The sequence below is a fragment of the Saccharothrix deserti genome, assembly GCF_009769385.1.
GTDB lineage: Bacteria > Actinomycetota > Actinomycetes > Mycobacteriales > Pseudonocardiaceae > Actinosynnema > Actinosynnema deserti.
Genome location: NZ_ML775962.1, coordinates 357,004 through 380,297 on the forward strand (window position 1 = coordinate 357,004; position 23,294 = coordinate 380,297).

Below are 23,294 nucleotides of genomic sequence, written 5' to 3' on the forward strand. Positions count from 1 at the left end.
TGGGCAAGCCGGTCAGACCCCGGCGGGGAGCTCGTCCATCATGCCCGAGTGATGTCGGCTCCGTTCATCCGAGCCGCCTTGTTGTGCGCGCTCCACCACCGGAAGGGAGCTCCCACCACACGCCTGCCGTTCAGCACGGTCAGCGCCCGGCGCATCCCGACCTGGAACCGGTTGTCCGGCGTGAAGAACGTCTGTTTCTTGATCCCGTCCTTCTGGTAGTAGTCGATGTAGGGCCGCAGCCCGGCCTCCCATTCGGTGAGGGCGCGCTCCAGGTCGTCGGGGTGACGCGCCAGCATCGTGCCCAGCAGTTGCGCGCCGGCCAGGCCCGACGATGCCCCCATTCCGGCGTACAGCGTCACGCACCACGCCGCGTCGCCCACCAGGACCACGCGACCGCGGTGCCAGCTGTCCATGCGCACCTGCTCGACCGAGTCGAACAGCAGCTCGTCGGTGGACTCCATGGCCGCGACCACGTCGTCGAGGGTGCGCCCGAGCGGTTCGGGGCCGTACCTCGCGCGGATCCGCTCGGCCGGCGACGCGGTGAACTCGGCGTCCACGTCGTCGGTGCGGTAGGACAGCAGCACGGTCGGGTCGTGGTCGGAGAACGGGAACACCCACATCGACCGACCGGGCTCCAGCAACGTCGCCCCGTCCCCCTTCTCCAGTCCGGCGGGCACACCGGTGAACTCGAAGGCGGCGATCATGAAGTTCAGCCGGTGCAGGTACTTCTCGTGCGGTCCGAACACCAGCGACCGGACCGTGGAGCGGAGTCCGTCCGTGCCGACGACCAGGTCGAACCGCTCGGTGGCCACGGTGCCGTCCGCGGAGTTCGTCAGCGTGACGTCCACCCCGTCGGCGTCCTGCTCGATCTTCGTCGGCACGGTCGAGTAGCGGACCTCGACCTCCGGCGGAAGCTTGGCGAAGGCCGCCCGCTCGACGTCGCCGCGCAGCATCAGCCACACGTCACCCGGGAAGTCCTTGAAGCTCAGCCCCTGCCGTCGGTTGCCGTCGCGGTCGATGTCGAAGTGGGTGCCCGGTGTGGTGCGGTCGTGCACCCCGTCCAGCAGCCCCAACCGCTCGGCGGCGGTCTTGCCCGCGCCGAACAGGCCGATGAAGTAGCCCCCGGACCGCCGTGCCGGCGCCTTCTCCACGACGACCGGGGTCCACCCGATGCCGTGCAACCGCAGCGCCGTGGCGATCCCGCTGATCCCCAGCCCGACCACCAACACCCGGCGCGCCCTGTTCTCGATCAAGTCCATACGACCACCGTAGACCGACTGACCATATTCGTCATTCAGTCAGTTCAGTGACGAGGGTCACTGGGGAAGTCATGGTTCGCCACGTGCCCGGTCGTGGGTGGTCGGCGGCCGTGTGGCGCCTCGCCACCGCCATACCAACCTTCCGGTTGGTATGGTTGCCCGGTGACGAATTCTCGCGCGCACATCCTGGACAGCGCGTTGGCGCTGCTCCGGTCGGGCGGCACGGTGTCGCTGGAGTCCGCGGCCCAGCGCTCAGGACTGACCAAACCCGGCCTGATGCACCACTTCCGCACGAAAGAGGCGTTGATGGTCGCGCTGGTCGACCACGTGGTGGACCGGTGGGAGCGCGAACTGGCGGACCGCCTGCCCACGCCGCCGACCGAGGCGTCGGCCCGTGACCGGGTGCTGGCCTACCTGGACTGGGCGCTGTCGGGCGAGTTCGACAACGCCGACCTGGTCATGCTGGCCGACCCGCGCCTGCGCGACCGGCTGACCACCCGTTGGGGGCAGCGGCTCGCGCCGTGGATCGACCTGCCCGCCGACCTGCCCACCGAAGTGCGCGCCCGGCTGGCGGCGGTGCGGATGCTGGCCGACGGCGTGTGGCTGGCCGACGCGATCGAGGTGTTCCCGCTGGCCGCCGACGAACGCCACCGGGTGCGCGCCGCGGCGCTGCGACTGCTCGACGACCCGACCGACGACCCGACCGACGGCACACCCGCCGACGAAGGCCGAACGATGGGAATCGAACGATGAGGAAATGGTTGTTCCTGGCCGGCGCGATCGCCGGCGAGGTGACCGGCTCGCTGTCGCTGAAGGCCGCACTGGACCACCCCGGCTGGTACGCGCTGGTCGCCGCGGGCTACCTGGCCTCGTTCGCGTTCCTGACCGCGGTGCTGCGCGCCGGGGTGCCGCTGGGCGCGGCCTACGGCATCTGGGCCGCCTCCGGTGTCGCGCTGACCGCCATCGCGAGCAAGTTCCTGTTCAAGGAACCACTCACCCGCCTCATGGGCCTGGGCATCGGCTGCATCGCCGCCGGCGTCCTGCTCGTCGAATTCGGCGCAGGCCACTGACGCCGGAACGTGAGCGGCCACTTCGGGCAGCGGATGCGGTCGGTCGTCTTCGTTGACCGTCGCCGTCCATTGATTCTCATCCGGCAGTGCGCGTGCGCAGCCCATTTTAATTCTCTGTGATCGGTGGAGGCCGGTCGGAGGCGTGCGCGATACCAAGATGAGAACGGTGTCGATTAGCATCGTGCGAGGAATCTTCCAGAAAGGTTTCGACGATGTGGTGGTGGTTCTGGTGGCGCGGCCGGTCGTCGTCGCGGCGCGCCTACGACCGGCCTGCCGTGAACCGAAGGTCGGCGCGCATTTTCCGAAAAATCGGGAGAAAGAGTGGATGATCGGACGGTAGACGCCTACCTGGAGCGCATCGGGGCCAAGCGGCCTGATCGCCTCGATCTGGCCGCGCTGCGTGAACTGCACGAACGGCACTTGTTGAGCGTGCCGTACGAGAACGTTTACGCGGTCGAGCAACGTGCGTTCGAGCTTGTCGAGGCCGAACTCGTGGAGAAGATCGTGCACCGGCGGCGCGGGGGGTTCTGCTACGAACTCAACGGCGCATTCGGTCTGCTGCTCCGCGCGCTCGGTTTCGAGGTGACCGTGTATGCGGGCCGCGTCCTGCTCGGTACGCCGTCGGGTCCGGCGGAATGGGACCACCTGTGCCTTCGGGTCGACCTCGACGAGCCTTACCTGGTCGACATCGGGCTCGGCTGGTTCAGCCGGTACCCGCTCCGGCTGGATTCAGTCGAGGTGCAGACGGATCAAGCCGGCGAGTTCCGCATCGAACCGGTTTCGGACGACGAGCGGATCATCCACCACAACGGAACCCCGCTGTACCGCCTGTGGTTGCGCCCGCGCGAGCTGGACGATTTCAGGGAGAGTTGGTGGTGGCACCAGACATCGCCCGAATCGCACTTCGCCCAGGAGTTCATCTGCTGGCTGCCCACCGAGGACGGGCGGTTGCTCATGCTCGGCAACCAACTGGTCCGGCAGAAGGGCGATCAGTGGACCGACGAATTCTTTAATGACGACGAGAGCCTGCTCGCCGCCTACCGGGAGCACTTCGGTCTGGATCTCGACCGGGTCCCGCCGCCCGCCGCCCAGCGTTGACCTGGGCCGCCACGCCCACTCCACGGCGCTGCGCCGACCGCAGCCCGACCAACACGACCGGAGGTCGCGCAACCATGACCAACGCCGACACGAGCTTTGTGTACGACCCGTCGGTCGAGTCGATGACCGTGCACACCCTGTTCGACCCGGTGGTGACCGACCGGCTCACCCGGGATCACCTGGTCCGCCTGGCGGCCGGTGTGGCCGCGGTGATCCGGGTGCGGAACTTCCTGCCGGTCGATGCGTGCGCCGAGATCATGGCGAACCTCGAACGGCACAAGATGGGCAGGTACGACTTCACGCCGCCGATGGCGAAGCTCGGTTCGGCCGCCTACGACCACTACAAGACCGGCGAACTCGGCCCGGAGTACTTCGAGCAGGCCGAGGCGGACGTCGCGGCCCGCCGGTCGCTGCTGGCCGGTGCGGACCCGCTCGACCTCGTGCTGGACAAGCTCGCCGCGGCGTGGGGAGACGCTGTCGTCCCCGCGACCTCGCAGGGGAGGCCCTTGTTCGCGGGCATCATCCGGGAGATCAACAACGGTGCCCGCCTGCACTTCGACGAAATCGCCCGCGAGTGTCCGACCGCGCTGGACATCCCCCCGGTGAGCCAGTTCGCGTTCAACTGCCACCTCGCGATGCCGCCCACCGGTGGTGAGGCCGTGGTGGTCCGCAGGCGGTGGCGCCCCAGCGACGAGCAGCACCGGGACGGCTACGGCTACCAGGCCCACCTCGCCGACGGCGAGCCGACCGTGGCGATCAGGCCCGAGGTTGGCGACGCCATCCTGTTCGATCCCCGCAACTTCCACCGGGTGGAGCCGATCAGCGAGGGCCGGCGCGTGTCGCTGTCGTTCTTCCTCGGGGTGACCGGTGCGGGCCCGCTCATCGCGTGGTCCTGATCGCGTGTTCGCCGACAGGCCGGGCGGACCACCGCCCGGCCTGTCGCGCGTCACGCGGCGACGTAGACCGAGATGCTGCGCCCCTTCTCGGTGTAGGGCGCGCGGTCCCAGGCCGAGTAGCGGTGCAACAGGGACAGTCCCGCGAGGGCGGCCATCGAGTCCAGTTGGTCGACGTCGAAGTACCGGAAGCGCACCGGGTACAACTGGATGCCGTGGTTGGAGATCATGATGCTCTGCTGGCTGATCACCTGCTCGCCCGGGTCGAGCTGCGCCGCGGAGAGCACGACGTAGTTCGCGTCGAGCAGCGACGTCTCGACGTACTGGTTGTCGACGAACCGTTCCGGCTCGGGCTCCCACGACTCCAGCACCAGCCGGCCGCCCGGCCGCAACTGGCCGACCACGCGACGCAGGTACTCCACCTGTTCCTTCTCCGACAGCAGGTTGCCCAGGCCGTTCTGGAGCAGGTAGACGAGGTCGTACCGCAGTGGCGGCTCGGCGGTGAGCATGTCGCCGACGAGGACCTCCACCAGGTCGCCGCCCGGCTTGCTCCGCAGCTGTTCGGCCATCGCGGTGCTCACTTCGATCCCGTGCACCGTGTACCCGGCCCGCGCTAGGGGGATGGCGATGCGCCCGGTGCCCACGCAGGGTTCGAGAATGTACTTCCCGCCCGCTTCGGCGGAAAGGAAGTCCACGGTGCGCTCGTTTTCCTCCGCGTCGGCGTTGAGGAAGTCGAACACCCCTGCCATCGTGTCGCCGTAGCTGCTCGGAGTGTAATTCTCCATGGCAACTCCCTCTCCTGGCTCCAGAAAATTCGAGTGGCGTCCGGTGTGTGCCGTGTGGCAGCGTAACAACGGACACTCTTAATCCGGTATCCATTCGGAATGAGATGTGCGCGTTCGGCTTGCCGGTTCATCACCCGCGTCGGTATGAAGAGTCCGTGCGGAAAACCCTGATCACGTTCGCCTCGGTCGCCGTCCTCGTCGCGAGTGGCTTCGCGCCGACGCGCGCCGGAACCGCCGGAACCGCCGGAACCGCCGGAACGAACGTCGAGGCTTCCGGCGGGTACGCGGAAGCGGTGCGCGAACTGGTGCACGTCGAGACGCCGGTCGACACCGACCTCGACGGCGTGCGCGATCGCGTCGCCGCGTACGTGATCCGCCCGCGAAGCACCGAACACGGCCACCGAGTACCGGTGATCATCGAGACCGACCCGTACTGGGCGGGACTGGTGGACGTCGCACCGCACCCGGCGGACGTGCGGTCGGTCCCGGAGTTGGCCCCCTGGGAGCCACCGCCCTCCGGTGCGCCGAGCGACTACTCCGGCGGCTACTACGACAACTACTTCGTGCCGCGCGGCTACGGGGTGGTCGAGATGGCCTCGCTGGGCACCGGCGACTCGGGCGGTTGCCCCGGCACCGGGAGCAAGGCCGAAGCGGAGGCCGTGAAGGCCGTCGCGGGGTGGCTGACCGGGCAGGGGACCGCGTGGCGCACGGACGGCACGCCGGTCGCCGCGAGTTGGTCGACCGGCGCGTCGGCCCTGGTGGGACTTTCCTACGGGGGTTCGCTCGCGCTGAGCGGCGCCGTCGCCGGGGCGCCCGGTGTGCGGGCGGTGGTGGCGAGCGCCGCCGTGACCGACTGGTACCGCTACTACCGCGCCAACGGCGCGCACGCCGCACCGCGCGGGTACGCGGGCGACGACGCGGACGTGCACGCCAAGGCGCTGCTCACCCGGGCGGATCCCGCGCGGTGTGAACCCCACATCCGACGCATGGAAATGGCGGTGGACCACGCCTCCGGCGACCGCAACGCCTTCTGGGACGACCGAGATCTGACCCGCGACCTGCGGAAACTGCGTGCAGCGGTGTTCCTGGTCGCGGGTCTCAACGACGACAACGTCCGCCCCGGACACAGCACCCGGATGTGGCAGGCGTTGGAGCGCGCGGGTGTCGAGCGGCGCATGTGGCTGCACCAGGGCGGGCACGACGACCCGATCGACGTGCGCGGCGCCGAGTGGCTCCGCCTGGCCGAACGCTACTTCGGCCACCACCTGCAGGGGCGTGACACCGACTGGGACGAGGGTCCGGTCGTGTCGGTCGAGACCGCGCCGGGCCGGTGGGAGGAACACCCGCGGTGGCCCGCGCCCGGTGTCCGCACGACGACCGTCCCCGGTTCCGGTTCCGGATCCGCCGTCTTCGTGGACGACCCCTCGCGCTCCGCCGCGGACCTCGTCACTTCGGGCGGCGTGCCGCTCGCGACCACCGGACCGCTGGGGCGGGCGACCCGGCTGTCGGGCAGTGCCGAGGTCACCGTGCGCGCTTCCGTCGCGGGTGCCTCGCCCTACCTGACCGCGCTGCTCGTCGACCTGGGCGAGGCCGACCGCGTCGTCGGCCGGACCGCGACGGACCGGACCTGGTGCTTCGCGCCGGTCACCGACGAGGACGGGTACGGCTGCCGCGCCCGAACCGAGCCGGTCGTCGAACGCGCGCCGTTCCGGATCGTGAGCCGCGGCTGGCTCGACATCCGGAACCGCGCCTCGGACTACGGTGAAAGGCCTGTCGATCCCGATCGGCAGTACACGTTCACCTGGCGGCTCGAAGCCGTCGATTACGTGGTTCCCGCCGGACACCGGGTCGCTGTCGTGCTGATCGGCACCGATCGTGAGCACACACTGCGGTACGCGGGTGACACCCGAGTGGTCGTCGATCTCGAAAGGAGCAGTGCGCGAATACCGCTGGCCATCGGGTGAGTCCAGGCGTGACCGATCCGTCCGATATGTTGGGTTCGTCCCTGCTCGGACTCAACGCCCATCGCCATCGAGGGATCGGAGAACTCACGGTGACCACCACATCCGCCTCGAATCCCTGGCAGAACCACCCTGCCGGCTTTGTCGAGATCCGCGGCGCCCGCACGCACAACCTGCGGGACGTATCGGTGCGCATTCCACGTGGTGTCGTGGTGGCGTTCACCGGGGTCAGCGGCAGCGGAAAGACTTCGTTGGCGATCGACACAATCCACGCCGAGGCGCAGTTGCGCTATCTGGAAGGGCTGTCGCCGTTCGTCCGGCAGTACATCAGCGTGCGCGATCGGCCGAAGGTCGACCGGATCACCGGCCTGGGCGTGACCCTGGCCGTCGACCAGCGCAAGCTCAACCGCAACCCGCGGTCGACGGTGGCCACGCTGACCGGTGTGGACGGCTACCTGGGGTTGCTGTTCTCCAGGCTGCCCGGGTTGGTCGGGTTAGCCGATCCGGTGGCCGGGGACCTGACGGCAGCGCACTTCGACCGGTATTCGCCGGAGGGCCGCTGCCCCGGCTGTCACGGCATGGGAGGACTGCTGCGCGCCGCACCGGAGCTGATCATCACCAGGCCCGAGTTGCCGCTGACCGAGGGCGCCTCGCCGTGGTTCGGGAAGTGGCGGTCCAACGAGCACGCCGTGGTACCGGCGCTGGCGGCCAAGCGCGGTGTGGACCTGGGACTGCCGTGGCAGGAGCTGCCCGAGTCGTTCCGGCACGAGGTGCTGCACGGCACCGGTGACGAGGTGATCGAGGCGAACGCGACCGTCGCCATGCGCAAGGAGGACTCGGAGGTGACGTTCTCCTGGCGGCAGCCGATGCGGGGCGCGCTCGCGGACGTGGAGCGGCTCTACGGCGCCGCGGGCACGGAGTCGGCCAAGCAGCGGTACGCCAAGTACATGAAGATGCTGCCGTGCACCGTGTGCGGCGGCAGCGGTCTGGGCGAGGCGGCCCAGAGCGTCACCCTCGGTGGGGTGAGCTACGAGCAGATCGTCGACCACGAGATCCGCGACGTGCAGCGTTGGTCGGCAGATCTGCCCGAGCGGCTCGACGCGGCGCAGCGGGAGGTCGGCGGACCCCTGTTGCAGGAGTTGGACAAGAGGCTGCGGCTGCTCGACCGGCTCGGTCTCGCGCACGTCCAACTCGGCCGCAGCGCGATGTCGCTGTCGGGGGGCGAGTTGCAGCGCACGCGGCTGGCGGCGCAGCTGGGCACGGATCTGACCGGGGTGTTGTTCGTCCTGGACGAGCCCGGTGCGGGACTCCACCCGGCCGACAAGAGCCACCTGGTGGACATCACCGCCGAACTGCGGGACGCGGGCAACACCGTCCTGCTGGTGGAGCACGACCCGGAGCTGGTCGCCCGCGCGGACTGGGTGGTCGACATCGGTCCCGGAGCCGGTCGGCTCGGCGGCGGACTGGTCGCCTGCGGCACACCCGCTGAAGTCGCCGCGGTTCCCGAGTCCGTCACAGGCCAGTACCTGCGGGGACACGGCACGCGCGTCTCCCGCACGCCGCGACCGGTCGACGCGTCCGCGCGGTGGCTGTCGTTGCGCGGTGTCAAAGTGCACAACGTCGACGTCGAGGAGGTGCAGGTCCCGCTGGGCCGGCTGACCTGCTTCACGGGAGTCAGCGGCAGCGGCAAGTCCAGCCTGCTGCACGAGGCGTTGGGCGAGGGCGTGCGGACGGCACTCGCGGGAGAGACGTGCGACGCGGTGCGGTCGGTGGACCCGGCCGGGATCGCGTGGGTGGCCGTGGTGGACCAGGAACCGATCGGCCGCACCCCCCGGTCCAACCCGGCCACCTACACCAAGGCGTTCGACCAGATCCGCGCGCTGTTCGCCGGTACGGCCGGGGCGGAAGACCGCGGGCTGAGCGCGTCGTCGTTCTCGTTCAACGCCGCCGGCGGGCGCTGCGAGGACTGCACCGGCTACGGTCGGCGGCTGGTGAACATGCACTTCCTGCCGGACGTGTGGGTGATGTGCCAGACGTGCGACGGCAAGCGGTTCAAGCCCGAGGTCCTGGAGGTCACCTACCAGGGCCTGACGATCGACGACGTGCTGGGCATGACGGTGGAGGAGGCAGCCGAGCACTTCACCGCGCCCGCGGCACTGGCCGGCATCCTCACCGCGCTGCGGCGGGTCGGACTGGGGTACCTCCAGCTCGGCCAGAGCGCGACCGAGCTGTCCGGTGGCGAGGCACAGCGGCTGAAGCTGGCCACCGCGATCCACCGCGGCAGCACCGGCCGCTCGCCCGGCCTGATCGTGCTGGACGAGCCGGTGTCCGGACTCCACCCGGCGGACGTGCAGCGCATGGTCGACGCCTTCGACCTGCTGCTGGACGCGGGCAACACGGTTGTCGTCGCCGAGCACGACCTGCACGTCGCCGCGGCCGCCGACTGGCTGGTCGACCTGGGGCCGGGCGCGGGCGGCGCCGGTGGTCGGGTTGTCGCCGAGGGCACACCCGAACAGGTGCGCGGCGCGGACACGCCCACCGCCGGGTACTTGCGGCGCATCGTGGAGAGCCGTCCGCTGCTGGACCTGCCGGGCTGATCCGATCCGGTGGTGGAACGCGGTGACCGGGAGCCCGGCCGCCGCGTGCTCGCACCCGGTTCGGTGTCGGAGACCGCCGGGTCCCGCTCGTCCTGACCCGGTGGGGCGTGACCGGCACGTCCCGGTCACGCCCCACCGGAGGCCGTCACCCCTGACGTCGCCCGTAGCGCGAGCGCATGTCCGCGGAGGCGGCCAACAGCTCCGTGAACGTGCCGCTCGCCTCGATCCGGCCGTTCTTCATCAGCAGCACCTGGTCGGCCTGCTCCAGGACCGCCGGTCGGTGCGACACGGCCAAGCAGGTCACGGACGTGGCGAAGATGCGCCGCCACAGCTCGCGCTCGGTTTCCACGTCGAGCGCGCTGGACAGGTCGTCCATCACCAGCAGCGCCGGTTCGCGGGCGAACATGCGCGCCGCCGCGGTCCGCTGGATCTGACCGCCCGACAGCCGCACGCCGCGCACGCCGATCTCGGTGGCCAACCCGTGGTCGAACCGTTCGAGGTCCGGCTCCAGGACCGCGGTGTGCACGGCCCGTTCGAGCCGGCCGTCGTCGGGTAGACCCAGCAGGATGTTCTCCCGGATCGTCCCCGACAGCAGCGCCGGGTTCTGCGGTGTGTACGCCACGCGCGGCGGGATGAGGAACTCGCCCGGGGACTCCACCGCGTTCCCGTTCCACCGGATCTCGCCGTCCTGCCGTTCGTAGAGCCCGAGGACCGCCCGCAACAGCGTCGTCTTGCCCGAGCCGACCTCACCGGTCACCACCGTCACCGTTCCCGCCCGGATGGTGAGGGACACGTCCCGCACACCGTGTGTCGAACCGGGGAACACGTGGCTCAGCGACCGGACCTCCAACGACCGGAACTCCTCGTCGAGCGGCGCGGGTGGCGCCACCGGTGGCGGATCGCCGCGCAGGTACAGCTTGTTGTGGTCCACCAGGCTCATGGGCGGGGCACCCCGCAGCAGCGACACGGCCCGCGAGAACGCCACCCCCGACTGCTGGTAGGTGCGGACCAGGTAGCCCATGAACCCGGTGTAGTCCGACACCTGCATCAAGTAGGTCGAGAACAGCACGAAGTCGCCGATGGTGAACTCGCCGGTGCGCATCTGCCCGGCCGCCACCAGCAGGGTCAAACCGGCACCGAGGCTCGCGGTGCTGTTGAACACCGAGTCCAACGCCAGGCTCTGCACCTTGTCCCGGATCATCGCGCGTTTGCGGATGGCGTTGTGCTCCCGCAACCGGGCGACGACCTGCTTCTCCTTGTGCGCCGCCTTGATACCCCGGACCGCCACGACGATCTCACCGATGGTCCCGGTCACCTGGGCCGTGGCCGCACGGCTCTGCTCGCGGATCCGGTACGCCTTGGCGCGGGCCAGTTGGGCCAGGGCCAGCACCAACGCCAGCGGCACCATGACCACCAACGTCACCTGCACGTCGACCGACAGGAGGATGATCAGCCCGCCGCCCGCGAAGATCAGCGCGGACAGCATGTCGAAACCCCAGCCGCCCATCATCGCGATGGCGTCGCTGTCGTCGCGCACGGTCGACACCGTCTCGCCCACGGAACCGGACGCGGCGTCGGCGCCCGGACGGCGGAAGATGCGGCTCAACATGTTGCGCTGCACCAGTCCGCGGGCGCGCAGGTACCAGCCGGCCCACGCCACGGTGGCACCGAGGATCGCCGCGCTCCGCGCGAGGCCGGCCGCCACGACGATGGCGACGACGGTCCACACGGTGAAGCCGAGGGCGGCGCGTCCCTCCAGGACGTCGAACAGCGCCTTGCCCAGCAGACCGGGCATCAGCGGCCACAGGTGGAACACCATCCACCCGAGGGCGGCCAGCAGGTAGCGCCCCGGGCTGTAGGAGATCAGCCGGGCGAGGAACTTCAGCGTCGGCGGTGCGTCCGCCGGCTTCGCGTTCGCCTTCGCGTTCGCCTTCGCGGTCACGCGGGCACCTCCCCGACGCGGTGCAACTCCGCCAGGCGGGATTCGGGGTTCGCCAGCAGGTCGGCGGTCGACCCCTGTTCCACCACCTTTCCGCGATCGAGCACCAACACCTGGTCCGTCCTCCGGATCGTGCCCAACCGGTGCGCGATGACGATCACCGTTCGTCCGGCGAGCAGCCTGTCCAGCGCCCGCTCCACCATCGCCTCCGTGGTCAGGTCGAGTTTGCTCGACGGTTCGTCGAGGATCACCAGACCCGGGTCCTTGAGGAACACCCGCGCCAGGTTGAGCAACTGCGCCTGTCCCGAGGACATGGCCGTCGGTGAGATGCGCGAGGACAACCCGTCGGGCAGGCTGTCGAGCCACGGGCGCAGTTCCAGGGCGTCGAGGATTTCCACGAGGCGCTCGTCCGGCACATCGGGGTCGAAGAACGTCAGGTTCTCCCGCAACGTGGCCGAGAAGACGTGCACGTCCTGCGTCACGAACCCGGTCTGCGACCGGAGCGACGACAGCGACAGCGACCGCGCGTCGATCCCGTCGAGCAGAACACGGCCCCGCACCGGGTCGTACATCCGGAACAGCAGGTGCGCGATCGTGCTCTTCCCCGCGCCCGTGCGGCCGACGAGCCCCAGCGTGGCCCCCGGCTCCAGGCGGAACGACAGGTCGTCGAGCACTTTCTTGCGTTCGACCTCGCCGGTGTCGTCCGCGCTGACGTACTCGAACGCGACGTCGTCGAACTCGACCGAGAGGGAACCGGCGGGGAGCGTCTCCTCGCCGTCGACCAGCTTGGAGGAGTAGCCGAACATCTCGGAGATGCGCCGGATCGCCGCCCGTGCCTGCTGAAGCCCCTGCACCTGCTCGCGCAGCACCTCGATCGGGGTGTTCAGCATGGTGGCGTAGGCGACGACGAGGTACGTGTTCGCCAGCGAGATCATGCCGTTCTGGTAGAAGAAGCCGCCGTAGCCGAAGGCGAACGCCGTGCTGGCCGTGAACACCAGCGACATCACGATCCAGATCGTGCTGCTCCACGCTTCGGCGCGGACCTTCACCGGCAGCCACGAGCGCAACCGCCGGTGGAACCGGCTCATCGCGTAGTCCGTCGCCGCGGACGACCGCAGGTCCTCCGTCGCGCGAATGGATTCGCTGACGTAGCCGAACAACTGCGCGCTCTGCTCGCGGTCGTCCTCCCACTTGGCGGTGGCCTTCGCGGTGACCTTGCTCAGCAGGATGAAGCCGAGCACGTTGATGACGGTGAAGGTCAAGCCGATCCGCCAGTCGACCACGGTCAGCGCGATGAGGATGCCCAGGACCAGCAACGCGTTGCCGACCAGTTGGACGATCAGGCTGGAGAAGAACTCGGCGACCTGGTTCACGTCGCCGTCGATGCGCTCGATCAGCTCACCGGGCGACCGCGACTCGTGGAAGGTCAGGTCCAGGTCGAGCACGTGGGCGGAGAGGTCTTCCCGCACCGCGTTGGTCGCCGTCCACGACACGCGTTCGCTGGCGTAGGCGGCGACGACCCTGGTGATCTGGCGCAGGGCCGCGACTCCGAGGAAGACCAGGGCGATCGTGATGAGGACCCGCTCGGCGGCGCCCAGTTGGATGGACTCGATGAACCGCGCCACGATCAGCGGTTCCGCTATCTCCAGGGCGATCGACGCTATCAGGAGTAATGCCATGGCCAGCACGCTTCCGCGCTGCGGTCCCAGGTACACGCGGAGGAGCCGCCACGGCGTGGTGGGAGACGCCGACTTCACAGCCTCGGCCCCCTCCCCGCACGTGCGGCGTGGCGCGGCGCTCTTGGTGGAGACAGCGGCGCACTTGGTGGAGACATAGGTGTCCCGTCATGATGTGGTGGATTGGGCACACCGCACTATAGCGATCTGTTACCGCCCGGTTACTCGCCGCATGATCTGTTCAGTGTTCTTCCAGGTCGTAGCCGTCAAGGCACTTCGACGCCAGCGCGGCGTAAGCCTCCGTGTCGCCCTCGCGGACGATCGACGGCAGGTACACGTGCGGTGCACCGTGGTAGAACCGCTCGTACTGGTCGTGCCGCCCGGCGAATTCACTCCCCAACGCGTCCCACGCGAGCTTGAAGAGTTTGATGCGCTGTTCGGAGTCGTGTCCGGGTGAGCGGACGTACTTGCCCAGCAGCGCGGCGACCTCCGGCTGGAGCAGGTCCCGGTACGAGGAAGGCAGTTGGATCAGGCCGCCGCCCGCGAGCAGCTTGATCTCGTTGAGCACCTTCGGGTACAGCTCCGGACCGATGGCCAACTGCGCGTGCGCGATTTCGCGATTCGGCATCACGCCTTCGCCGCCCGGCACCGGCTCGCAGTTCTCCTCGGCGGCCACCACCAGCGCCTTGGCGGTGTTCAGCCAGGCCATGAGCTTGCCGATCTGCATCCGCACGGGCGGCATGTCGAACGTGTTGTTCGCGCGGGCGATGAGGATCGCCAGCCCGGTCAGGAACTCCAGTTTCGTCCAGAACCTGGTGGCGCCGTGGTGGATGAAGGAGACGAACGCCGGTGTCTTCCAGAACTGGAGGTGGCACACGTCGGGGTCGCGGTAGGCGAAAACCCGTTCCCAGGGGACGAACACGTTGTCGTAGACCACCAGCGCGTCGTTCTCGTCGAAACGGGACGACAGCGGGTAGTCGAACACGCTGGTCGCCCTGGCCTCGTACGACGTGCGGCTGATGATCCGCACGCCCGGCGTCGACACCGGAACCGAGAAGCTCAGCGCGTAATCCGCCTCGGACGGCGCCATCCGCTGCGTGACGCCCACGAAGATCTCGTCACCGAAGGCCGCCGCGGTGCCGATCATCTTCGCGCCCCGCACCACGATGCCGTCACCCCGTTCGGCCACCACACGCAGGTAGAGGTCGTCCTCCTCCTGCTCCGACGGCGCTTTTGTCCGGTCGACCTGCGGGTTGACCAGGGTGTGGGCCTGGTACAGGTCGCCCTCCGCCATCCGCCGCCAGTGCGCCAGCATGTTGGCCGAACCGTCGAACGACGCGCCTTTGAGGATGTCCGGCACGGCGGCGAAACCCGCGACCGCCGAGGCCATGTAGTCGGGTGAGCGGCCGAAGAAGCCGAAGCTCGCCTCGGACCAGCGCTTGAAGGCCCGGCCCTTCGCCCGCAGCTCTTCGCGCGTCCGGGGGATCTGGTAGGCGCGGGACACCGGTTCGTCCGACCCCGGCAGCGAAACGGTCAAGGCGTCGGAGTGCGCGGGGTCGTGCGTCATGTCGTACAGCTCGGCGATGGAGCGGACCGACCGCCGGAACGCGGGGTGGACCGTGAGGTCCTCGACCCGCTCGCCGTCGATCCAGATCTCGCGACCGTCCCGCAGGGCCTGCAAGTACTCCTTGCCAGTCCTGGTCATCTCGATGCCTTTCCGGAGTCGGTGGTGGCAGCCCGTCGGCTGAGGCTGTGCAAAGGGGTCCGCGCCTTGAGCAGCATCTCCGCGAACTCCTCCTGGGGGTCGGAGTCGAGGACGATCGCGCCACCCGCGCCGACGGTCAGCGTCCCCCGGTGCGCGACCGCCGTCCGGATCACGATGTTGAGGTCAGCCGTGCCGTTCCGGGACACGAAACCGAGGGCGCCGGAATAGACACCGCGCGCGGTGACCTCCAGCTGGTCGATGATCTCCATCGTGCGCAGCTTCGGCGCCCCGGTCATCGAGCCACCGGGGAAGCAGGCGCGAACGCAGTCGATCAGGTCCGTGTCGGCGCGCAGCCTGCCCCGCACGGTCGACACGAGCTGGTGCACCGTCGCGTAGCTCTCCACGGCCATGAACCGCGGCACGCTGACCGACCCCACTTCGCACACCCGCCCCAAGTCGTTGCGCAACAGGTCGACGATCATGAGGTTCTCGGCGAACACCTTGGGGTCGTGCGTCAACCGGGACCGCTGCTCGGCGTCGCGCCGGGGATCCGGGTCGCGCGGTGTCGTTCCCTTGATGGGCTTGGTCTCCACGGTCCGGTCCCGTTCGATGCGGAGGAACCGCTCCGGGGACGAGCACAGCACGACCAGTTCTCCGAGCCGCAGGAACGCCGCGTACGGCGCGGGGTTGGCCCGGCGCTGCGCCAGGTAGAGCCGCAGCGGGTCCACGTCGGGCGCGTCGAGCCGGCTCTGCGTGGTGAGGCAGATCTCGTAACTCTCCCCGGCGTGGAGCTGCCGTTGGCACTCTTGGATGTCGGCGAGGTAGTCGCGGCGCGCGCGTACCAGTCCCGGTTCCGGATCGAGCGCCTCGACCAGCTCCACGCCGTGGCCCTCGGTGTCGGCGGGGCGGACCCGCGCGAGCACGTGCTCGGTGTCGTCCAGCCAGGCGGTGGCATCGGGGTCGTCGGCGGACCGGGTGAGGGCGAGCAGGTGGGTGGTGTGCTCCTCGTGGTCCACGACGACGAGCCGGGTCGCCGCCAACCACACCGCGTCCGGCGTGGTCGCGGTGTGGCGGTTGGGGGAGCCCAGCTGTGCCTTGAGTTCGTAGCCGAAGTAGCCGACATAACCGCCCATCAGGTCGAACGGCACGTCGGGCGGGTCCGACACCGGCTCGGCCAGCCGTTCACGCAGGGCGTCGAACACCGACTCCCGCGACGTCCGCGTCCCGTCCGGGGTGCGGACCGCCAAACCGGTGTCGAGCCGGTAGGTCAGCACCTCGCCGTCGGGGCCGTCCGGCGCCCCGAGGAACGAGAACCGCGAGAGACCGGGCTCCGCCCGGCTGCTGTCCAGCCAGAACGCGTGCTCCCGGTCGGCGAACAGCTCGATGAACGCCGCGGCCGTGTCCACCTCGTGGTCCAGGCGCCGGTGCAGCGCCCGCCAAGGGTTGCGCGGTGCGGTGACCGCGTGCGTCCGGGACTGGTCGGCGGCGACGGGGCCGAACCCGGACCGGCCGGCACCCCGCATTCCCCGCCCCCGCTCGGCCGCCACCTTGCCCGCGAGCCGGCCGAAGTTCTCCACCAGCCGCGCACCGTGTTCCGAGGAGATCGACTCCGGGTGGAACTGCACACCCCACAGCGGCCGGCTCCGGTGCCGGATCCCCATCAGCACGCCGTCCTCCGCCCACGCGGTGGCCTCGATGTCCGGGGGCAGCCGGTCGGCCGGCACGCACAGCGAGTGGTAGCGCACGGCCACGAAGTCCTGGGGCACGCCGTCGAACAGGTCCTCACCGGTGTGGCGCACCCTCGTGAGGTGCCCGTGCCGGGGGCGGGGGGCGCCGACCACCTCGGCTCCCGACAGCATCGCGATGGCCTGGTGCCCCAGGCAGACCCCGAGGAGGGGGACGGTGGTGGTCGCCATGGCCGTGCGGGCGGCGCCGAGGTCGCGCTCCCGGCCCGGGTGTCCGGGACCGGGGGAGACGACGATCGCGTCGAAGTCGTCGAGGTCCAGGTCGGCCCAGCGCGGATCGTCGTTGGTGAGCACCACCGGTGGCTTCTCGTACACCTCTGCCATGAGCTGGAACAGGTTGTAGGTGTACGAGTCATGGTTGTCGATGAGCAGTGTGCGCATGCAGCTCCTCATTCTCGACCCGCGGCGTGGCGCCGCACCGGAAGTGCTGTGGCGCATTTGTCAGTAAATGGTGGAAGACGATGCCGGGCAACGTTCGGAGACCGGCGTGAGAGCGGGACAAGAGTGCGGAACCGGCTTCGATACCGAGGTGAGAACCGGCTCGGTTAGGGTCGCGGATGCGCTACGGCGCGGTACTTCCGCGAGCATTCGAGGAGCAGTGAAGGGCATGACCGCCGATCACCGGGAACCGCTGCCCCTTTCCGATGACGACCTGGCGTCGTTGGTCGGGATCAGGCATTTCGAACTGGCACTGCTGCGCATGTTCGGCGCCGGGGAATTGAATGGCACCACCCACACGTGCCTGGGGCAGGAGTACGTCCCGGTCGCATTGGCGCCACTGCTGCGCGACGACTTCGTGCTGAGCAACCACCGCGGGCACGGGCACTACCTCGCCCGGTACCGCGACCCGGAAGGGCTGCTGGCCGAGATCATGGGACGGGAGGGCGCGGTCTGCTCGGGGGTGGGCGGCAGCCAGCACGTCCACCGCGACGGCTTCCTCTCCACCGGGGTACAGGGCCAGAGCGTGCCGCTGGCGGTCGGCATCGGGCTGCGCTTCAAGCGGGCCGGCGAACGACGGGTGGCGGCGGCGTTCATCGGTGACGGCACCTGGGGTGAGGGCGCGGTCTACGAGGGGCTCAACATGGCGGCGCTGTGGCAGGTGCCCGTTCTGGTGGTGGTCGAGCACAACGGGATAGCCCAGTCCACGCCGACGGAACTCCAGCTGGCCGGGACGATCGCCGCGCGCGCCGCGGCGTTCGACGTCGACTTCACCGAGGTGGTGACCAAGGACATCGCCGACATCCGGGCCCAGGTGGCTCCCGTGGTGGCGCGGGTCCGCGACGAGCACCGGCCCGCGGTCGTGCAGTTCACCACGCACAGGCTCGGGCCGCACAGCAAGGGTGACGACACCCGCGGCGCCGAGGAACTCGCCGCCCTGCGGGAGTGGGACTGGCACGGGGAGTTGGCAGCCCGGCTCGGGCAGCGGTTCCGCGCCATCGACGACAAGGAGCGTGACGAAGTGGAGAGGATCGTGGAGCGGGTGCGGAACCGCCCGCCCGCCACGTGGGCCGCTCCGGTGGGAGCAGTGCGGTGACCGGGCTGATCTCCCTGGTGGCGGACGTCCTGCGGCTGCCCGCCGCCGAAGTGGACTGGGACACCGGAACGGCCACCTCGTCCGCGTGGACGAGCCTGCGCCACGTCGAGCTGGTCATGCGGGTCGAGCAGGAGTACGGCGTCAAGCTGACCGCACGGGAAGCGCGGACCTGTCGGTCGGTGCGGGTCCTGCGCGACGTCCTCGCCGAGAAGGGGGTCGCGGTATGAGCCCGCCCGAACCCCGGGTCGTGGAGGCCCTGAACCGCGCACTGCACCGGCTGTTCACCGAACGCCCCGGCCTGCACCTGCTGGGGGAGGACGTCCTCGATCCCTACGGTGGGGCGTTCAAGGTGACCAAGGGCTTGTCCACCGCCCATCCCGACCGGGTGTTGACCACACCGCTGAGCGAGGCCGGCATCGCGGGCGTCGCCGGCGGGCTGGCGCTGGCGGGCGACGAGGTCGTGCTGGAGGTGATGTTCGGTGACTTCGCCGCGCTGATGTTCGACGAGGTCCTCAACCTGATCTCCAAGTCGGTCACCATGTACGGGCACACCGTGCCCATGCGGATCGTCGTGCGATGTCCGGTCGGCGGTGGTCGCGGGTACGGACCCACGCACAGCCAGAGCGTGCAGAAGCACTTCCTCGGCATCCCCAACCTGTCGCTGTACGAAACCACGCCGTTCCACGACCCGTACGGCCTGCTGTCGCACGCGCTGGGAAACGGCCCCGCCATGCTGTTCGAGGACAAGGTCCTCTACACCCGGCGCATGTTCACCGACGACGAGGTGTTCCGCTGCTCACTGGTCGGTTCGGCGCCCGGCTGGGCACACGTGACCAGCCCCGGTCCGGCGGACGTCGTGCTGGTGTGCCCCGGCGGGGTCGCCCATCGGGCGCTGGCCGCGGCGCGGCGCCTGGTGGCGCAAGGGGTGACCGTGCACCTGCTCGTTCCCGGACGGCTGCACCCGCTGGAACTCGATGACGTGCTCCCGCTGCTCGGAGCGGCGCGCCTGATCGCCGTGGCCGAGGAGAGCACGGCCGGCGGGACGTGGGGCGCCGACGTGGCCGCGTTGCTCTACGAACGGCTGTGGCACGACCTGCGCTCGCCGGTGCTGCGGTTGTCGTCGGCGGATTCGATCATCCCCTCCGCCCGACATCTGGAGGAGCGGGTGCTGCTCGGAGAGGAGCACATCGTCAACGCCGTGCTCGACGCGCTCCGGGAGCCGGTGCGGGTGCACGGTGTGGAGCGGGTCGGGGAGGAGCGGATCGGGGAGGTCGTGGACGTCGTTCCCCCGTCGACCGGTGTGCCGGTCACCGCACCGAAGCTCAACAACAACGACGAGACCTACCTGGTCCTCGCCTGGCTGGTCGAGGACGGCGACGCGGTCGAGCCGGACACGCCGCTCGTGGAGTTGGAGACGTCGAAGGCGGTGGAGGTGATCGAGGCCGGGGCCACCGGCCACGTGCGGCAGTTGGCGCCGGTGAACGCCGAGGTCGGCGTGGGCGATGTGCTGGCCGAAGTGGTGTCCGAACCGCACACTCCCGCACCGCATACCTCTGCACCGCACACTCCCGCACCGCAGGCCACCGAGGCGCCGACCGTCGCGCAGCCCTCGACCGTCGCGCACGCTTCGACCGTCGCACAGCCGTCGACCGTCGCGCAGGCCGCCGACACCGTGGCGGACGCCCGGACGTACGTGCTGGACAAGGCACAGCGCGGCACGGCGGCCGTCGTCACCCGGGCGCACCGGGAGGTCCCCGCGGCGTTCACCGCCGTGGAAGTCGCGGTGGACGCGCTGACCGAACGGCTGCGGCGGTTCTCGAACGACAGCGGCGCGGAAGTCGGCCTGCCGGAGGCGGTCGTCAAGGCCGTCGCCGCCGCGCACCCCGACTTCGCCCACCTGTTCGGCACTCTGGTCGGCGACGACGTGGTCGCCGTGCCCGACGTCCCCCACGTGGCCGTGACGATGGACGCCGGCAACGGCCTCTACACCCCCGTGATCCGCGACTGCGGCCAACGGTCCATTGTGGACATCGCGGACGACATGATGGACCTGCGCATGAAGGCGTGGCGCGGCGAGTTCACCGCCGCCGAGCTGTCCGGCGGCACGATCACCGTCTCGCTCAACAACGACGAGGGCGTGCTGCTCGTGCAGCCCATCGTGATGTGGCCGCAGGTCTGCATGGTGTCGGTGGGCGGACCACGCCCGCAAGTGGTCATCGAAGACGGTGTCCCGGTGCAGCGGACCGTCGTCACCCTCGGCCTCGCCTACGACCACCGCGTCGTCAACGGCCGCGACGCCATCGCATTCCTGAGGGTGATCGCGGAGTCCCTGAGCGATGCGCAGCGCCTGGACAAGCTGGTCGACTGACCCTGGAGAAGCGATGGAATACGGCTTGGCCGCGTTCGGCACCGCGTTCGGCGAGCGGGTGGCGGTGAAGGATGTCGTCGCCGACCACACGGAGGACGTCGAGCGCGTCCTCGGCTACGGCTACGACTACCTGCACCTGGCACCGGCCGGTGTGGGGGTGTCGGACCTGGCCGTGGCGGCGGCGGAGCGGGCTCTGGCGGAGGCCGGCGTCGCGCCATCCGAGGTCGACCTGGTCGTCCTCGCGCTCACCGACATCGCCGAGTACCTGTACTGGGACGCCGCGGCGTCGGTGCAGGCCCGACTCGGCTTGCGGCGTGCGGAAGCGGTGCTGGTCGACCAGGGGTGCGTCGGCGGAGTCACCGCCCTGGACACCCTCGCGGGCCGCTTCGCCACTCACCCGGACTACCGGGTCGCCCTCGTGATCGGCGCGAACCGGACGGCCGACGCCTACTGGAACCGCATGAGCACCCATTCCCTGCTGTTCTCCGACGGCGCCGCGGCGGCCGTGGCGCTGCGCGGTGAGACCACCATGCGGTGGCGTGCCTCGTACGCCGAATCGGACGGCCGGTACGCCGACTTCTTCCGCATGGACGTCGGTGGCGCCGCCGCGCCGTTCGCGGCCGGGTCACCCGATCCGCGCGCCAGGGATGCGTGGGACATCATGGAACACTTCGGGTTCGACGCGACCAAGGTCACCGATTTCGCGGCCGAGATCGACAACCGCACGGCGCGCGCGGTTCACCGGGTGTGCAAGCGCGTGGGCTGCGTCGAGGAAGACCTGTCCTGGTTGTTCCTGCTCAACGACAACGTCCGAGTGCTGACCGCCCAGGCCGACCTCATCGGCGTGCCGCTCGACCGCACCAACCACCGACTCGCCGTCGAACACGGTCACTTCGGCGCCGCCGACCACCTGATCGCCTTGTCGCGGCTCCGCGACTCCGGCGAGTGCCGCACCGGTGACCTGGTCGCCCTGGCGGCCAACGGCCGCGGGATGCACTGGGCGAGCGCTGTCCTGGAGTGCTGACGGCGCGACCCCGGATCGACCACGCCGGGCCGAACGCCGCCACCGACTCGCGCATCCGCACCTGGACCCGATACCCGACCGAGGTTGCGTGACGCGGCACTCGGAGCGCTCACGGTCCCGACGCGTCGGTCGACGGAGGCATTTCCGGTACCGCAAAGGAATGAGATCCGGCCGGTGTCATCCCGCCGTGTAGGCGACCGGTGTACAGGTCAACGGTCCGCGCGGTGTTCGACCATCCACGTGGCGATCTGGGTGCGCGAGGTGAAGCCCAGCTTGGTCAGCACGTTCTCGACGTGGGTCTCCGCCGTCCGCAGGGCGATCACCAGCCGGGCCGCGATCTCCTTGTTGCTCATGCCCTCGGCGACCAGGTGGGCGATCTCCAGCTGCCGGCGGGTCAGGCCGGGACCCGTGTCACGGGATTCGGTGGCCGGTTTCGCGGCCTTCTCCTCCAGGGCGTACGCGATCACGTCTTCCAGGCCGAGCGCCTTGCCCTCCTCGAACGCCGTCCGGAACGCCTCCGCGCCGATCTCGCCGGTGGCCCGTGCCGCGATCTGCTCGTCGACGGCGGCATAGGGCGGCACCTCGTTGGTCGTCGCCCCGCTCAGCGCCCGCTCCTCGGGCGGGCACAGGTCGTGGCTCCAGTCGATCGCGCCGGCCAGCGTCCGCTGGCGTGACGGCGCGGTGCGGCTGCTGCGGGTGAGCAGGCGGACGCTGTCGTCCAGTCTGGCTTCGATGTCGGGGAGCGACAGCGTGCGCACCCAGGCGGCGGCCAGTTCGATGGACAGCGGGATGCCGTCCAGCCGACGGCAGATGCGCACGACCAGGTGCCGGTTGCGCTCGTCGACCGCAAAGCCGGGCAGCACGGCCGCCGCGCGGTCGGCGAACAGGTCGACCGCTTCACGGCCGTTCACCCGGTCCGTGTCGTCGGGCACCGGGAGCGGCGGGACCACGACGATCCCCATGTCCCTGACGGAGATGTCGAGCCTGCTGCGCGCCTGCGGTTCACAACCACCTCCCCGCACACGATCTACGGGAACCAGCCTGCTCGTCAGCTCACGAAGCCGATTACCGGCTCAACGTTCCGAGAAGCGGCACTAGCTCCCGCTGCCCAGGGTGCGACGCAGCCGCGGGATCGTGGTCGGGGCCGCGTTCTCGGGAACTTCCGGCAGGTGTTGGGCGAGGTCGGCGAGGGTGGGGTGGTCGAAGACCGTGCGCAGGGGCACGGAAACGCCGGTGCGGGCAGTGAGCCTGCTGACCATGCGGCTCGCCAGCAGTGAGTGTCCGCCGAGGGTGAAGAAGTTGTCGTGTGCGCCGATGTCGTTGTGCTCCAGCAGGTCTTGCCAAATTTGTGCGATGAGTTTTTCGTTTGGTGTGGTGGGTGGTCGGTTGTGTGTGGGGTGGTTGGGGGTGGGTGTGGGTAGGGCTTTGTGGTCGATTTTTCCGTTGGGTGTGCGGGGGAGTTTGTCGAGGGTGATGAGGTGGGTGGGGATGAGGTGGTGGGGGAGTTTGGTGTGGAGCCAGTTGGTGATGTGGGTGGGGTTGGTGGGTTGGGTGGTGGTGATGTAGGCGGTGAGTTGGGGTTGGTTGTTGTGGTGGTGGGTGGTGATGGTGGTGTCGGTGATGTGGGGGTGTTGGCGGAG

19 protein-coding genes are annotated in these 23,294 nt (G+C 69.7%); 11 read left to right on the forward strand and 8 right to left on the reverse strand.

Annotation, left to right across the window (positions count from 1 at the left end):
* Positions 1-38: 38 nt before the first annotated feature.
* Entirely contained in the window at positions 39-1,259 is a 1,221-nt protein-coding gene (locus FM051_RS08565) for an FAD-dependent monooxygenase (RefSeq protein WP_158842354.1), read from the reverse strand.
* A 162-nt stretch (positions 1,260-1,421) separates the two neighbouring features.
* On the opposite strand from FM051_RS08565, the gene FM051_RS08570 reads away from it, so the two are divergent.
* The 5 genes from FM051_RS08570 (at position 1,422) to FM051_RS08590 (ending at position 4,323) form a co-directional block, all read left to right on the forward strand.
* Positions 1,422-2,012, forward strand: a complete 591-nt coding sequence (locus FM051_RS08570; RefSeq protein ID WP_158842355.1) for a TetR/AcrR family transcriptional regulator — start codon at positions 1,422-1,424, stop codon at positions 2,010-2,012.
* Positions 2,009-2,329, forward strand: a complete 321-nt coding sequence (locus FM051_RS08575) for a DMT family transporter (RefSeq protein ID WP_158842356.1) — start codon at positions 2,009-2,011, stop codon at positions 2,327-2,329. The genes FM051_RS08570 and FM051_RS08575 overlap by 4 nt, the downstream gene beginning before the upstream one ends.
* Positions 2,330-2,471: 142 nt before the next feature.
* Positions 2,472-2,669: a hypothetical protein gene (locus tag FM051_RS08580; protein WP_158842357.1), complete on the forward strand. Its 198-nt coding sequence runs from the start codon at positions 2,472-2,474 to the stop codon at positions 2,667-2,669.
* On the forward strand, positions 2,651-3,427 hold the full coding sequence (locus FM051_RS08585) for an arylamine N-acetyltransferase family protein (RefSeq protein WP_158842358.1): 777 nt from the start codon (positions 2,651-2,653) through the stop codon (positions 3,425-3,427). The genes FM051_RS08580 and FM051_RS08585 overlap by 19 nt, the downstream gene beginning before the upstream one ends.
* A 74-nt stretch (positions 3,428-3,501) precedes the next feature.
* Positions 3,502-4,323 (forward strand): 2OG-Fe(II) oxygenase, encoded by an 822-nt coding sequence (locus FM051_RS08590; RefSeq protein ID WP_158842359.1) that lies wholly within the window; start codon positions 3,502-3,504, stop codon positions 4,321-4,323.
* 50 nt (positions 4,324-4,373) lie between these two features.
* Here FM051_RS08590 and FM051_RS08595 read toward each other — a convergent pair whose 3' ends face one another.
* Entirely contained in the window at positions 4,374-5,105 is a 732-nt protein-coding gene (locus FM051_RS08595) for a class I SAM-dependent methyltransferase (RefSeq protein WP_158842360.1), read from the reverse strand.
* A 155-nt stretch (positions 5,106-5,260) separates the two neighbouring features.
* Between FM051_RS08595 and FM051_RS08600 the strand changes: the two genes are divergently transcribed.
* Positions 5,261-7,069 (forward strand): CocE/NonD family hydrolase, encoded by a 1,809-nt coding sequence (locus FM051_RS08600; RefSeq protein ID WP_158842361.1) that lies wholly within the window; start codon positions 5,261-5,263, stop codon positions 7,067-7,069.
* Between the two features lie 89 nt (positions 7,070-7,158).
* Positions 7,159-9,663 (forward strand): excinuclease ABC subunit UvrA, encoded by a 2,505-nt coding sequence (locus tag FM051_RS08605; RefSeq protein WP_238412232.1) that lies wholly within the window; start codon positions 7,159-7,161, stop codon positions 9,661-9,663.
* Between the two features lie 145 nt (positions 9,664-9,808).
* On the opposite strand, the gene FM051_RS08610 is transcribed toward FM051_RS08605, so the two are convergent.
* The 4 genes from FM051_RS08610 to pabB all read right to left on the reverse strand — a co-directional run bounded on the left by FM051_RS08610 (position 9,809) and on the right by pabB (position 17,109).
* Positions 9,809-11,605, reverse strand: a complete 1,797-nt coding sequence (locus FM051_RS08610; RefSeq protein WP_158842362.1) for an ABC transporter ATP-binding protein — start codon at positions 11,603-11,605, stop codon at positions 9,809-9,811.
* Entirely contained in the window at positions 11,602-13,281 is a 1,680-nt protein-coding gene (locus tag FM051_RS08615) for an ABC transporter ATP-binding protein (RefSeq protein ID WP_158842363.1), read from the reverse strand. The genes FM051_RS08610 and FM051_RS08615 overlap by 4 nt, the downstream gene beginning before the upstream one ends.
* Positions 13,282-13,519: 238 nt before the next feature.
* A complete protein-coding gene (locus tag FM051_RS08620; protein WP_158842364.1) occupies positions 13,520-14,983 on the reverse strand; it encodes a 4-hydroxyphenylacetate 3-hydroxylase family protein in 1,464 nt (487 codons plus the stop codon).
* The gene (pabB, locus tag FM051_RS08625; RefSeq protein ID WP_158842365.1) at positions 14,980-17,109 is read right to left on the reverse strand and encodes an aminodeoxychorismate synthase component I; all 2,130 of its coding nucleotides are present in this window, start codon (positions 17,107-17,109) and stop codon (positions 14,980-14,982) included. Before pabB ends, FM051_RS08620 begins: the two co-directional genes overlap by 4 nt.
* A 226-nt stretch (positions 17,110-17,335) precedes the next feature.
* Between pabB and FM051_RS08630 the strand changes: the two genes are divergently transcribed.
* The 4 genes from FM051_RS08630 to FM051_RS08645 are packed head-to-tail and all read left to right on the forward strand — an operon-like array spanning position 17,336 to position 21,654.
* The gene (locus FM051_RS08630; RefSeq protein WP_158842366.1) at positions 17,336-18,262 is read left to right on the forward strand and encodes a thiamine pyrophosphate-dependent dehydrogenase E1 component subunit alpha; all 927 of its coding nucleotides are present in this window, start codon (positions 17,336-17,338) and stop codon (positions 18,260-18,262) included.
* Positions 18,259-18,489 carry an acyl carrier protein gene (locus tag FM051_RS08635; RefSeq protein WP_158842367.1) on the forward strand — a complete coding sequence of 77 codons (231 nt, stop codon included), beginning with the start codon at positions 18,259-18,261 and terminating at the stop codon, positions 18,487-18,489. Before FM051_RS08630 ends, FM051_RS08635 begins: the two co-directional genes overlap by 4 nt.
* A complete protein-coding gene (locus tag FM051_RS08640) occupies positions 18,486-20,630 on the forward strand; it encodes a 2-oxo acid dehydrogenase subunit E2 (protein WP_158842368.1) in 2,145 nt (714 codons plus the stop codon). The genes FM051_RS08635 and FM051_RS08640 overlap by 4 nt, the downstream gene beginning before the upstream one ends.
* Positions 20,631-20,643: 13 nt before the next feature.
* Complete coding sequence (locus tag FM051_RS08645) at positions 20,644-21,654, forward strand: 3-oxoacyl-ACP synthase III family protein (protein WP_158842369.1); 1,011 nt, start codon at positions 20,644-20,646, stop codon at positions 21,652-21,654.
* A 209-nt stretch (positions 21,655-21,863) separates the two neighbouring features.
* On the opposite strand, the gene FM051_RS08650 is transcribed toward FM051_RS08645, so the two are convergent.
* Both FM051_RS08650 and FM051_RS08655 read right to left on the reverse strand, forming a co-directional pair.
* Positions 21,864-22,616 carry a response regulator transcription factor gene (locus FM051_RS08650; protein ID WP_238412233.1) on the reverse strand — a complete coding sequence of 251 codons (753 nt, stop codon included), beginning with the start codon at positions 22,614-22,616 and terminating at the stop codon, positions 21,864-21,866.
* 132 nt (positions 22,617-22,748) lie between these two features.
* A partial coding sequence (locus tag FM051_RS08655; RefSeq protein ID WP_202918741.1) for a phosphopantetheine-binding protein occupies positions 22,749-23,294 on the reverse strand: 546 nt, incomplete at its 5' end.